The organism is Nocardioides marmoraquaticus, assembly GCF_054777915.1.
The window spans coordinates 1-12266 of the sequence record NZ_BAAHAA010000042.1; the positions used below are offsets into that span (position 1 = coordinate 1).

The 12266-nt window shown below is 74.8% G+C and carries 14 protein-coding genes; all 14 read right to left on the minus strand.

Annotated features, from left to right (window positions below):
• Nucleotides 1–2464, minus strand: a 2464-nt coding sequence (gene smc, locus ACYU8I_RS18525; RefSeq protein ID WP_460843748.1) for a chromosome segregation protein SMC, incomplete at its 3' end; no start/stop codon positions are given.
• 217 nt (nt 2465–2681) lie between these two features.
• A complete protein-coding gene (locus ACYU8I_RS18530) occupies nt 2682–3143 on the minus strand; it encodes an anthrone oxygenase family protein (protein WP_460843750.1) in 462 nt (153 codons plus the stop codon).
• A 10-nt stretch (nt 3144–3153) separates the two neighbouring features.
• Nucleotides 3154–4425 carry an MFS transporter gene (locus ACYU8I_RS18535; RefSeq protein WP_460843775.1) on the minus strand — a complete coding sequence of 424 codons (1272 nt, stop codon included), beginning with the start codon at nt 4423–4425 and terminating at the stop codon, nt 3154–3156.
• Nucleotides 4422–4586, minus strand: a complete 165-nt coding sequence (locus tag ACYU8I_RS18540) for a hypothetical protein (RefSeq protein ID WP_460843752.1) — start codon at nt 4584–4586, stop codon at nt 4422–4424. The genes ACYU8I_RS18535 and ACYU8I_RS18540 overlap by 4 nt, the downstream gene beginning before the upstream one ends.
• Nucleotides 4587–4849: 263 nt before the next feature.
• Nucleotides 4850–5137, minus strand: a complete 288-nt coding sequence (locus tag ACYU8I_RS18545) for a zinc finger domain-containing protein (RefSeq protein WP_460843754.1) — start codon at nt 5135–5137, stop codon at nt 4850–4852.
• Nucleotides 5032–5319 carry a zinc finger domain-containing protein gene (locus ACYU8I_RS18550; RefSeq protein WP_460843757.1) on the minus strand — a complete coding sequence of 96 codons (288 nt, stop codon included), beginning with the start codon at nt 5317–5319 and terminating at the stop codon, nt 5032–5034. Before ACYU8I_RS18550 ends, ACYU8I_RS18545 begins: the two co-directional genes overlap by 106 nt.
• The gene (gene mutM, locus ACYU8I_RS18555; RefSeq protein WP_460843758.1) at nt 5214–6068 is read right to left on the minus strand and encodes a bifunctional DNA-formamidopyrimidine glycosylase/DNA-(apurinic or apyrimidinic site) lyase; all 855 of its coding nucleotides are present in this window, start codon (nt 6066–6068) and stop codon (nt 5214–5216) included. Before mutM ends, ACYU8I_RS18550 begins: the two co-directional genes overlap by 106 nt.
• Before the next feature lie 3 nt (nt 6069–6071).
• Nucleotides 6072–6839 (minus strand): ribonuclease III, encoded by a 768-nt coding sequence (gene rnc / locus ACYU8I_RS18560; protein WP_460843760.1) that lies wholly within the window; start codon nt 6837–6839, stop codon nt 6072–6074.
• Nucleotides 6840–6897: 58 nt separating this feature from the next.
• On the minus strand, nt 6898–7083 hold the full coding sequence (gene rpmF, locus ACYU8I_RS18565; RefSeq protein ID WP_460843762.1) for a 50S ribosomal protein L32: 186 nt from the start codon (nt 7081–7083) through the stop codon (nt 6898–6900).
• 49 nt (nt 7084–7132) lie between these two features.
• On the minus strand, nt 7133–7681 hold the full coding sequence (locus ACYU8I_RS18570; RefSeq protein WP_460843764.1) for a YceD family protein: 549 nt from the start codon (nt 7679–7681) through the stop codon (nt 7133–7135).
• 100 nt (nt 7682–7781) lie between these two features.
• Nucleotides 7782–8282 (minus strand): pantetheine-phosphate adenylyltransferase, encoded by a 501-nt coding sequence (coaD, locus tag ACYU8I_RS18575; RefSeq protein ID WP_460843766.1) that lies wholly within the window; start codon nt 8280–8282, stop codon nt 7782–7784.
• Nucleotides 8282–8869 (minus strand): 16S rRNA (guanine(966)-N(2))-methyltransferase RsmD, encoded by a 588-nt coding sequence (rsmD, locus tag ACYU8I_RS18580; protein WP_460843768.1) that lies wholly within the window; start codon nt 8867–8869, stop codon nt 8282–8284. Before rsmD ends, coaD begins: the two co-directional genes overlap by 1 nt.
• Nucleotides 8866–11097 carry an ATP-dependent DNA helicase RecG gene (locus ACYU8I_RS18585; protein WP_460843770.1) on the minus strand — a complete coding sequence of 744 codons (2232 nt, stop codon included), beginning with the start codon at nt 11095–11097 and terminating at the stop codon, nt 8866–8868. The genes rsmD and ACYU8I_RS18585 overlap by 4 nt, the downstream gene beginning before the upstream one ends.
• Before the next feature lie 25 nt (nt 11098–11122).
• The coding region (locus ACYU8I_RS18590; RefSeq protein ID WP_460843772.1) for a DAK2 domain-containing protein at nt 11123–12266 on the minus strand (1144 nt) is incomplete at its 5' end.

The following is a 12266-nucleotide window of genomic DNA, read 5'->3' on the forward strand; positions in this document are numbered from 1 at the left end:
GACGCAGGCCGCCGGCCCGTCCCTGGAGCGCGCGGGCCCGCTCCTCGGACGTGCGCAGGGCCAGCCGGGCCTCGGTCTCGGCCGCCCGGGCGGCTCGCGCCGCGTCGGCCAGCCGGTCGCGCTCGGCGGTGTCGGGCTCCTCGTCGGGGGCCTGCTCGGCCTGGGCCAGGCGCTCCTCGAGGTCGGCGAGGCCGGCGAGGTCGCGGTCGCGAGCGGTCTCGGCGGCGGCGACGGCCTCGGCGAGCCGCTCGGCCTCGGCCCGGGCGTTGCGGGCCTGCGTGCCGTGCTGCCCCAGCTCCTCGGCGACCGCGGCCAGGGTGGCGTCGGACTCGTGGAGCCTGGCGAGCGCCACGTCGGCGCGACGCGCGGCCTCCTCGCGCTCGCGCTCCAAAGTTGCGGCGTCGAAGCCGAGCCGCTCCAGCTCGTGGGTCACGCGCTCGACGGCCTCGGCGGTCTCGTCGACCGCGGCCTGCACCTCGAGCAGGCTCTGGCCGTCACGGGAGCCGCCCGAGGCGAAGTAGGCACCCAGCACGTCGCCGTCACGGGTCACCGCGGTGACGTCGGGCCGGTCGCGCACCAGGGCGCGGGCCGAGGCCAGGTCGTCGACCACCGCGATGCCGTCGAGCAGCGCGGCGAGCGCTGCGTCGAGACCGGGGGCGTCGGCCGGGACCTCGACGACGTCCAGCACCCAGGTCGCGGCGTGGACCAGCGTGCCGACCGGTGCCCGGGAGGCACGCTCCCGGGGCGCTCCCCCGCCGACGAGCAGCCCGGCGCGACCCATGTCGCCCTGCTTGAGGTGGTCGAGCGCCTGCTCGGCGCTGTCGAGGTCGCGCACCGCGACGGCGTCGGCGGCGGCGCCCAGCGCGGCCGCGACGGCGGCCTCGTAGCCGGCCCGCACGGTCAGCACGGTGGTCACCGAGCCCAGCAGGCCGCTGACCTCGTCGCTCGCGGCCAGCAGCGAGCCGGCGCCGTCCTTGCGCGACAGGCCCAGCTCGAGCGCCTCACGACGGGCCTCGAGGCCGGCGCGGTCGCGCTCGAGCCGGCTGCGCTCCTCGACCAGCTTCGTCCAGCGCGACTCGACGTCCTCCAGTGCCGCGGTGGCCGCCTCGTGCTCGGCGTCGAGGCCCTGCTCGCCGGCGTCGAGGCCCGCCACCTGCGACTCGAGCGAGGTGAACGAGCGCTGCGCGCGCTCGGCGCGGGCCAGTGCCTGCTCGCGCGCTTCTCCGAGCCGGCCGATCTCCTCCTCGGCGGCCGCCGCGCGGCTGCGCAGGCCGCCCAGCTGGCCACTGAGCCGCGCGAGGCCCTCGCGGCGGTCGGCGACGGCGCGCAGCAGGTCGGCGACGCGACGCTGCTCGGCCTCCGCGGCCTGCTCGGCCTCCGTGCGGGCGCCCACGGCGAGGTCGAGCGTCGTACGGCTCCCGGCGACCTCGTCGACCGCCGCCTGCTCGCGCTCGGCCGTGCGGGTGGCCTCGGCCTCGAGCTCCTCGGGGTCGCGGCCCTGCGGGACGGGCGGCAGCGACGTCGCGTTGCGGACGCGCTCCGCGGCGAGGCTCGCCGTGCCGTGGAGCCGCTCGCGCAGGCCCGACAGGGCGAACCAGGTCTCCTGCGCGGCCGCCAGCTCGGGCAGGTCGCCGCGCAGCGCCTCCTCGAGCCCCGTCTCGCGCTCGCGGGTCTCCCGCAGCTGTTGCTCGACCTCGAGGCGACGGGCCTGCAGCGCCGACTCGTCGGCGAGCTCCTGCTCGAGCTGCACGCGCGCGGTCGCGACGTCGTCGGCGAGCAACCGGGCACGGGCGTCGCGCACCTCGGCCTGCACCACCTGCGCCCGCCGCGCGACCTCGGCCTGGCGACCCAGCGGCTTGAGCTGGCGGCGGATCTCGGTCAGCAGGTCGGCGAGGCGGGTCAGGTTGCCCTCCGTCGCCTCGAGCTTGCGCAGCGCCTTCTCCTTGCGCTTGCGGTGCTTCAGGACCCCCGCGGCCTCCTCGATGAAGCCGCGCCGCTCCTCCGGCGTCGCGCGCAGGATCGAGTCGAGCTGGCCCTGGCCGACGATGACGTGCATCTCGCGGCCGATGCCCGAGTCGCTCAGCAGCTCCTGGACGTCGAGCAGCCGGCAGGAGTGGCCGTTGATGGCGTACTCGGACCCGCCGTTGCGGAACATGGTGCGGCTGATCGTCACCTCGGAGTACTCGATCGGCAGCGCCCCGTCGGTGTTGTCGATCGTCAGCGCCACCTCGGCACGACCCAGCGGCGCGCGGCCGGCGGTGCCGGCGAAGATGACGTCCTCCATCTTGCCGCCGCGCAGCGACTTGGCGCCCTGCTCGCCCATCACCCAGGCGAGGGCGTCGACGACGTTGGACTTGCCCGAGCCGTTGGGGCCGACGATGCAGGTGATGCCCGGCTCGAGCTGGAGCGTGGTCGCCGAGGCGAAGGACTTGAAGCCCTTGAGCGTGAGGCTCTTGAGGTACACGGCTCTCCCCGGTCACGGTCGGCGTCACAGGTGCGTCCGCACGCAGGGGAAGGGCGCGCGTCGTCGGACCCTACCCACGCCGCCGCCTGCTGCCGGGGAGGCGCTCCGGAGCCGCCTGGTGAGAAGTCCCCGGTGAACCGGGGACTTCTGACTGGATCGGCCTTGATCGAGGCCGATCCAGTCAGAACGAGGCCGACCAGTCTCGCCGTACGCCGCCTCAGCGCACGCTGCCGGCGAGCAGCAGCCCGCCCGCGAGCAGCCCGGAGACGACCCGGACGTGGTTGCCGCCCACCCACGACCGCGCCCAGCGGCGCCAGGCGTCGTGGGCCTGCTCGTCGGGCATCACCTGCAACGCGGTGTTGCGGGGCACGTGGAAGACGACCGTCGTGCCGACCACCCCCACGAGGTACGCCGCGGCGCCGGCGACGCGGAGCAGGTCGCCGTCGCGGGCGAGCAGGTCGTGCCCGGCGACGACCGCCGCCAGCACGCCCGTGCCGAACAACGCGACCATGAAGCTCGGCGAGCGCGGGGCCGCGAGGTTGACCTGCCGCATCACGTGCACGCCGTCGTCGGCGGCGAGGCGGCCGATGGCCACCATGGTGAAGCCGGAGTAGGTCAGCAGGGCACCGGCCGACACCAGCGCGCCGGCCCCGGCGAGGAGACCCAGGACGTCCCACACGTCGGTCAGCCTAGGCGTGCTCGGCGTCCTCGAGCAGCCGCTCGTCGGCGTGGGCCACGTCGAGCAGCCGCCGCCACAGCAGCACGAGCAGCACCGCCGAGCCGACGAAGCCGAACCAGAACGGCGCCGTCACCCCGCCCGCTGACGCGATCGCGCCACCGACCAGGGCGCCGACCATGATGCCGCCGTTGGAGCACAGCCGGTTGACGCTGTTGACGCGCCCCTGCATCTCCAGGGGCACGGCGCGCTGGCGCACCGTCTGCGAGATGGTGCCCCACACGAAGGCGTGGGTGCCGAAGAGGAACTGCGTCACGAACGCCACGGCCGGCACCGTCGTCAGCGCCAGCACCAGGTGGTAGAGCGTCTCGACCACCAGCCCCGCGCGCAGCAGCACCCCGAGCGGCAGCCGCCGCTCCAGCCACCCGAAGACGGCCGTGCCGAGCAGACCGCCCGCGGCGAAGGCCGTCGTCATCAGCCCGAAGCCCACCTCGCCCAGGTCGAGGCGCTGCAGGGCGTAGAGCACGAGCACCGAGTACGCCGCCCCGAAGGTGACGTTGAAGGCGAGGATGGTCAGGACCAGCACCCGCACCGGCGGGTGGTGGCGCACGAACGACAGCCCCTCGCGGATGTCGGCCCGCACCGAAACGCCGCTCCGCGCCGCGCCCTCGCGGGGCGGCAGCCGCAGCCGCGTGACCAGCAGGGCCGCGAGCGACAGCAGCACGGCCTGCGCCACCCAGGGCCACACCGCCCCCATCGTGAAGAGGGCGGCGCCGAGCGGCGGACCCACCATCTGGTTGCCCACCACCAAGCCGCCCATGATGCGGGCGTTCGCTGTGCCGAGGTCGCGCCGTCGTACCAGCATCGGCAGCAGCGTGCCGGCGCCGGTGTCGGCGAAGGTCTCGCCGATCCCGAACAGGAACAGCGCGACCAGCACCACGCCGATCGAGACCCGGTCGGTCGCGATCGCCGTGACCAGCACGCCCAGCAGCGCGACGCGGAAGGCGTTGGCGGCGAGCAGCAGGTGGCGGCGGTCGACGCGGTCGGCGACCACGCCGGCGTGCAGGGCGAAGACGAGCGCGGGCAGCTGCTGCAGCACCACGGCCAGCGAGACGAGCGCGGGGTCGCGGGTCTGCGAGGCGACCAGCAGCGGCCCCGCGGCCAGCGCGATGCCGTCAGCGAGGTTGGACGTCCAGGACGACCCGACCAGCCAGCGGAACGGGACGCCGAGGCGCGCGGGCAGCAGCCGCTCCGCGACGCGCCCGCGGGCGTGCCGGGGGCTCAGGAGTGGGCGAGGGAGGTGTCGCGCGCCACCGCCTCGTCGACCGTGGCGGAGGCGACCGACGCGAGCGCGTCGTTCTCGTGCTGCAGCCGCAGCACCATCTCCTCGAGGTCGGCGATGCGCTGCCGCAGCACGCGGTTCTCCCCTGCCAGGCGGTGTGCCACGCGGGGGTCGGTACCGGTCGCGTAGCCGAGAAGCGCCTTGGCCATGAGGTGTCGTGCCTTCCGTGGGAACCAGGCCCGATCGGCGCGACCAGGCCGTCTAGAAGGTTCTCACGCAGCCCGCTCCCCCGGCAACTTCGCGCGGGTGGCGGGCCGGTGAACCACCGACCAGCGGGCCGGTGAACTCCCCGGTCAACCGGGGACTTCTGACTGGATCGGCCTTGATCAGGGCCGATCCAGTCAGAACGAGGTGCAACAGTCTCGCCTCAGCCCGTACGCCGCCGCCGAGGGGCGGGCTGACAGACCGGGCAGAAGAACGACGAGCGGTTGGTGAACGCGACCCGGACGATCGGGGTGCCACAGCGGGCGCACGGGCGGCCCTCCTGGCCGTAGGCGTGCAGGGAGCGGTCGCCACGAGGAGCACAGGGCCGGACTCGCCGAGCCGCCCTCAGCCCGTACGCCGCCGCCGAGGGGCGGGCTGGCACACCGGGCAGAAGAACGACGAGCGGTTGGTGAACGCGACCCGGACGATCGGTGTGCCACAGCGGGCGCACGGGCGCCCCTCCTGGCCGTAGGCGTGCAGGAAGCGGTCGCCACGAGGAGCACAGGGCCGGACTCGCCGAGCAGCCCTCAGCCCGTACGCCGCCGCCGAGGGGCGGGCTGGCACACCGGGCAGAAGAACGACGAGCGGTTGGTGAACGCGACCCGGACGATCGGTGTGCCACAGCGGGCGCACGGGCGCCCCTCCTGGCCGTAGGCGTGCAGGGAGCGGTCGAAGTAGCCGGACTCGCCGTTGACGTTGACGTAGAGGGCGTCGAAGGAGGTGCCGCCCTGCTCGAGGGCGGCCCCCATCACCTCGCGGGCGCCGTCGAGGACGGCCTGGACATCGCGGACCCGGAGCCGGTCGCCGGGGCGCTCGCCGTGCACCTGAGCACGCCACAGCGCCTCGTCGGCGTAGATGTTGCCGACGCCGGAGACGACCTCCTGGTGCAGCAGCAGCCGCTTGACGCCGCTGCGGCTGCGCCGGACGCGGCGTACGAAGGCGGCGTCGTCGAAGGCGGGGTCGAGGGGGTCGAGGGCGATGTGGGCGATCTCGCCGGGCACGTCGGCGCCGCCGGTCGAGACGAGCAGCCCGCCGAACATGCGCTGGTCGACGAACCGCAGCTCGCCGCCGCCGGCGAGGGTGAACCGCACCCGCAGGTGACGTTCGTCCGGGGCTCCGGGCGGCTGCACCAGCATCTGCCCGGACATGCCGAGGTGGCCGAGCAGCGCGTCGCCGGAGTCGGCGGCGAGCCACCAGAACTTCCCGCGGCGTCGGGCGGCGGTGAAGGTCGTGCCGGTCAGCCGGGCCGCGAAGTCGTCGGGCCCGGCGAGGTGGCGGCGCACGGGCCGCGGGTGCAGCACCTCGACGGCCTCGACCTGCCGGTCGAGCGCATGACGCTCGAGGCCGCGGCGGACGACCTCCACCTCGGGCAGCTCCGGCACGGCTCAGGCGTCGCCGGGATCGGCAGCAGCAGCGGGAGCGGTGTGCTCCTCGTGCAGGGTGCGGTACGCCGACTCGGCCGCCTGCTGCTCGGCTTCCTTCTTGGAGCGACCCACGCCGTGGCCGTGCAGCCGCTCGCCCACCCTGACCCGGGCGGTGAAGGTCTTCATGTGGTCGGGGCCCTCGGCCTCGATGACGTACTCGGGCACGCCCAGCTCGTGCTCGGCGCACAGCTCCTGCAGGCTGGTCTTCCAGTCGAGCCCGGCGCCGAGCGCGGCGGCGGCCTCGAGCATCGGGTCGAAGAGCAGGTGCACCACGCGGGTGGCCTCCTCGAAGCCGCCGGAGAGGTAGACCGCCCCGATCAGCGCCTCGACGGTGTCGGAGAGGATCGACGACTTGTGGCGGCCTCCGGTCGACTCCTCGCCCTTGCCGAGCAGGAGGTGCTCGCCGACGCCGATGGTGCGGGCGACCTCGGCGAGCGCGCGGGCGTTGACGCAAGCCGCGCGCAGCTTGGCCAGCCGTCCCTCGGAGAGGTCGGGGTGGCGCAGGTAGAGCGTCTCGGTGACGACGACGCCGAGCACGGAGTCGCCGAGGAACTCCAGGCGCTCGTTGGTCGGCAGGTTGCCGTTCTCGTAGGCGTACGAGCGGTGGGTCAGCGCGAGCTGCAGCAGCTCGGGCTTGAGCTCCGGGTCGCCCAGGGCGTCGCGCAGGTCGTCGCGGCCGGGGCCGGGCTCCGGCGCAGGGGACGGCAACGGCACCGACGTGAGGTCCACGCCGGTGGCCGTGCGCGTCGCGTCGCCGGAGCTCAGGGGTTCAGCTCTGACGTCGGTCTCAGAGGACCTGGCGACGGGCGCCGCGGGCGCCGTACTGGCCGCACTCGGGGCAGGCGCGGTGCGGGAGGTGCTTGGAGTCGCAGGCCGGGTTGGCGCAGGCGACCAGCGACGGCGCGGTGGTCTTCCAGGCCGAGCGGCGGTGCCGCGTGTTGCTGCGGGACGTCTTCCGCTTCGGGACAGCCACGATGTGCTCCTTGGGATTCGGGTGGTGCTGGTGATCAGGTCTGGGTGGTTCAGGACTGCGGGTGCTGCAGCTGCTGGAGGGCCGCCCACCGGGGGTCGACGGGCTCCTCGTGGCCGTGGTCCGGGTCGTCGGCGAGCCGCGCACCGCACTCGGCGCACAAGCCCGGGCAGTCGTCCCGGCACAGCGGCTGGTACGGCAGTGCGAGCACCACCGCGTCCCGCAGCAGTGGCTCGAGGTCGAGCAGGTCGTCCTCGAGCCGGCTGACATCGGCGTCCTCGTCGTCCCCGCTGGTCTCGGGGGCGTCGTAGACGTACAGCTCCTGGAGGTCGACGACCAGGTGGTCCTCGAGCGGCTCCAGGCACCGCGAGCACTCGCCGGCCAGCGCGGCCGAGGCCGTGCCGGTCACGAGCACCCCCTCCATGACCGCCTCGAGGCGCACGTCGATGTCGACCGTGCTGCCCTCGGGGACGCCCAGGACGTCGATGCCGAGTCCTGCCGGCGCCTCCTCGGAGAAGCTCTTCTCGCGCTGCGTCCCGGGACGGCGGCCGAGCTCGCGCGTGTCGAGCACGAACGGCGCTCTCGGGTCGAGGGTGCGCAAGGGAGATCTCCGTGGAAGTTCCAGCAGAACCTGCAAGATGCTACCGGCGAGCCCTCTCCCCCACCAATTTGGTGCCCCGGCGACCGAGGAACGAGGTCGCTCAGGCGTCCTCGGCAGCGCGCTCGGCCAGGCGACGCCGCAGCCGCTCGAGCACCAGCGGCGGCACCAGTCCGGAGACGTCGCCGCCGAAGGTCGCGACCTCCTTGACCAGCGAGGAGGCGAGGAAGGAGTACTCGGGGCTGCACGGCACGAAGACCGTGTCGACCTCCGTCAGCGAGGAGTTCATCTGCGCCATCTGGAGCTCGTAGTCGAAGTCGGTGACCGCCCGCAGCCCCTTGACGATGGCCTGGACGTCGTGCTCGACGCAGAAGTCGGTGAGCAGGCCCTCGAACCCGGCCACCGTGACGTTGTCGTACGCCGCGCACACCTCGCGCAGCATCTCCATGCGCTCCTCGGCGCTGAAGAGCCGGCTGCGCGACTTCGAGGCGTTGACGCCGACCGCGACGACGACCTCGTCGAAGAGCCGCGAGGCCCGCGAGACGATGTCGACGTGGCCGTTGGTCACGGGGTCGAAGGAGCCGGGGCACACCGCGCGACGCATCAGCGGTCGTCCTCTCGAGGGGTCGGCAAGGCGGCGCGAACGTACCAGAGCGCGGTCTCGCCGTACGCCTTGCGGCGCTGCGGCTCCAGGCCGTCGGGCCACGCGGGCTCGGGCGACCGGGCGGAGCGCTCCACGACGAGCGTGCCGCCCGGAGCGACCCACCCCTGACCCACCAGCAGCGCCAGCGCCTGGGCCAGCTCGACGTCGGGCACGTCGTAGGGCGGGTCGGCCAGCACCAGGTCGTACGCCGCTCGGGGCGGCGCCGCCAGCGCGCGGCCGACGGGCTGCGCCAGGACCTCGACCGGGCCGAGGCCGACGTCGCGGGCGTTGGCCTCGACGAGCCGGGCGGTGCGACGGTCGTGCTCGACGGCCGTGAGCAGGGCGGCGCCCCGCGACAGGGCCTCGAGGCCCAGCGCGCCGGAGCCGGCGTACAGGTCGAGCACGCGCAGGCCGTCGAGCCCCCCGAGGCTCGACTCGAGCGAGGAGAACAGCGCCTCCCGCACGCGGTCGGTGGTCGGACGGGTGGCCGCACCGGGCGGGGTGCGCAGGCGGCGGCCGCCGGCGGTGCCTCCGATCAGGCGGGTCACGTCTTGTCCAGGAAGGCCGCGCGCTCGGACTCCTCGAGCTCGGCCACGGCCGCGGCTAGGTCGGGGTCGCCGGCGAGGTCGGGGTCGGCGGCGAGGTGGTCGACCGCGGCCTGGCGGGCGCGCACGATGACCTCCTCGTCGCGCAGCACCGACAGCAGCCGGAACCCGCCGGCGCGACCACCGCTCTGCTGCGCTCCCAGCACGTTGCCCTCGCGGCGCAGCTCGAGGTCGACGCGGGAGAGCTCGAAGCCGTCGCGGGTGCCGGCGACCGCCAGCAGCCGCGGCATCGACGGCCCGGCCGGGTCGGCGGCGCTGACCAGCAGGCACAGCCCGTCGTGGCCGCCGCGACCGATGCGGCCGCGCAGCTGGTGCAGCTGCGAGACGCCGAAGCGGTCGGCGTCGAGGATGACCATCACCGAGGCGTTGGGCACGTCGACGCCGACCTCGATGACCGTGGTGGCGACCAGCACGTCGACGTCGCCGGCGGCGAAGGCCGACATCACGGCGTCCTTCTCCTCGGGCGTCATCCGGCCGTGCAGGGCGGCGGACCGCAGGCCGCTGAGCGCGCCCTCGGCGAGGTCGGGCGCGAGCTCCTCGACCGAGTGCAGCGCGACCTCCTCCTCTCCCCCGTCGGCGGCACCGGGGTCGACCACGACCTCACCGCCCTCGAGGTCGGGCGTGATGCGCGAGCACACGACGTAGGCCTGCCGGCCACGGACGACCTCCTCGCGCACCCGCTCCCAGGCCCGCTCCAGCCACTCGGGGCGCGCCTTCACGGGCACGACGGTCGTCTGCACCTCGCCGCGACCGGCGGGCAGCTCGGAGAGCGTCGAGGTGTCGAGGTCGCCGAAGACCGTCATCGCGACCGTGCGTGGGATCGGCGTCGCGGTCATGACGAGCACGTGGGGCGGGTGCTCGGCCTTCGACGACAGCGCCGAGCGCTGCTCGACACCGAAGCGGTGCTGCTCGTCGACCACGACCAGGCCGAGGTCGGCGAACTGCACGCGGTCCTCGAGCAGCGCGTGGGTGCCGACGACGATGCCGGCCTCGCCGCCGGCCGCCTCGGCCAGGGCGCGGCGTCGCTGGGCCGCCGTCGCGGAGCCGGTCAGCAGCGTGACGCGGGTGGCGTGTCCCGGCGCACCGAGCTCGCCGCCGCGGGCCAGGTCGCCGAGCGCGAGCCGCAGGGAGCGCTCGTGCTGCTGCGCCAGCACCTCGGTCGGGGCCAGCAGCGCGGCCTGGCCGCCGGCGTCGACGACCTGGAGCATCGCCCGCAGCGCCACCAGCGTCTTGCCCGACCCGACCTCGCCCTGGAGCAACCGGTGCATCGGGGTGTCGAGCGCGAGCTCCTCGCCGAGCTCCTCGCCCACGGCGCGCTGCCCGTCGGTCAGCGTGAAGGGCAGCTGGGCGTCGAAGTCGTCGAGCAGCGCGCCACCGACCCGCGGCCGGGGCGTCGTACGCCGCTCCGCGAGGACCGCGCGGCGGCGGGCCAGCACCGTCTGCGCGACGAAGGCCTCGTCGTAGGTCAGCCGGGCCCGGGCCTTGGTGAGCTGGGCGTAGGTCTCGGGCCGGTGGATCCAGCGCAGGGCCTGCTCGGTGTCGATGAGGTCCTCCGCGGCGCGGACCTCCTCGGGCAGCACGTCGGGCACCCGGTCGACGACGGAGAGCGCGAAGGCGATGGTCTCCTCGAGCTGCCAGGTCGTCACCTTGCCGCTCTCGGGATAGATCGGGATCAGCGGCGGCATCTCCTCGGGGGTGCCCTCCTCGCCGAACATGCGGGAGTCGGGGTTGGCCAGCTGCCAGCCGTCACGGAACCACCGCAGCTTGCCGCTGAACAGGCCGTAGCGACCGACCGCGGTCTCGCGGGCGCGGAAGGCGGCGGTGCCGCGGTTGCGGTCGAAGTAGACGAGGTCGAAGGTGCCGCTGTCGTGGGCGACCTGGACCTCCTGGCGCCAGGCGGTGCGACGGGTGCGCTTGTCGAGCCACTCGCGCTGCGCACTGCGGGTGATGCGGCCGACGAAGGAGACCATGTCGCCGGGCGCCAGGCTGTCGAGCTCGCTGAGCGAGCCCTTGCGCACGTGCGTGCGCGGCAGCGTCATCAGCAGGTCGCCGACCGTGCGCACGGGCGTGCGGCCCTTGCGCTCCGACAGCTCCTCGGCCAGGGAGGCGCCCTTGGCCCGCTTGCCCTCCACGGCCGAGACCGGGCTGTCCCAGTGGACGACCTCGTGCACGTCTACCGCACCCCTGCCGGACCGCTCACTCGACGGCCAGCAGCAGCGGGTAGCGCGGCTGGCCGCCCTCGTGGACCACGACGTCGACGCCGGGCGCGGTCTCGCGCACCCAGGTCGAGCACGCCTCGACGAGGCCGTCACCCGCCTCGCCCGGCACGAGCGTGACGAGCTCGCCGCCGGAGCCGAGCAGCCGCGCCAGCACCTGCTGGGCGACCTCCTCCAGGTCGGTGCCGACGACCACGAAGTCGCCGTCGACGACGCCGAGGGCATCGCCGGTGCGGCACGGCCCGGCCATGGTGATGGCGTCCTTGGCGGCCAGCGTGACCGCCCCGTGGCGGGCGCCGCGGGCGGCGTCGGTCATGTGCACGACGTCGCTGTCGAGCGGGCGGCCCGGGTCGTGCACGGCGAGCGCGGCGATGCCCTGCACCTGGGCCCGGGTCGGCACGACGACGGCGTGCACCCCGAGGGCCTCCGCCTCGTGGGCGGCCGCCTCGGCCACCGCGACCGAGTCGCGGTCGTTGGGCAGCACGACCACCTCGGCGGCGCCGGTCTCCTCGATCGCGGCGAGCACCTGCGCGGTGCTCGGGCGCACGACCCGGCCGTCGCGCAGCACCACGGCGCGGTCCTCGGAGAACAGCGTCGCGAGGCCCGGCCCCGCGGCCACCGCGACCACGCCGCGACCGGTGCGCGTCGGCTGCCGGGCCACCTGCTCGGCGAAGTGCGTGACACGGATGCGGTGCGGTCGGCCCGCCCGCACGCCCGCCTCGACGGCGGCACCGACGTCGTCGACGTGTACGTGGACGTTCCACAGGCCGTCGCCGCCCACCACGACGAGCGAGTCGCCGAGGGGCGCGAGCTCCTGGCGCAGCACCGCCACGGCGTCGTCCTCGGCGGAGAGGAGGTACATCACCTCGTACGCCGGCCCCTCCGCCGTCAGGTCGCCGGCCGCACCCGCGCGCGACGTGACGTGGGCCTTCGGCTGCGGCACCCGCGCGGCGAGGCCGGGGTCGGGCGCGGAGCCGGTGAGCACCGTCTCGAGGGTGCCGAGCAGCAGCGTGAGCGCGCGACCGCCGGCGTCGACCACACCCGCCTGCGCGAGCACGGGCAGCTGCTCGGGCGTGCGCGCGAGCGCGGCGCGGGCCGCATCGGTGGCGGCGTGCACCACCTGG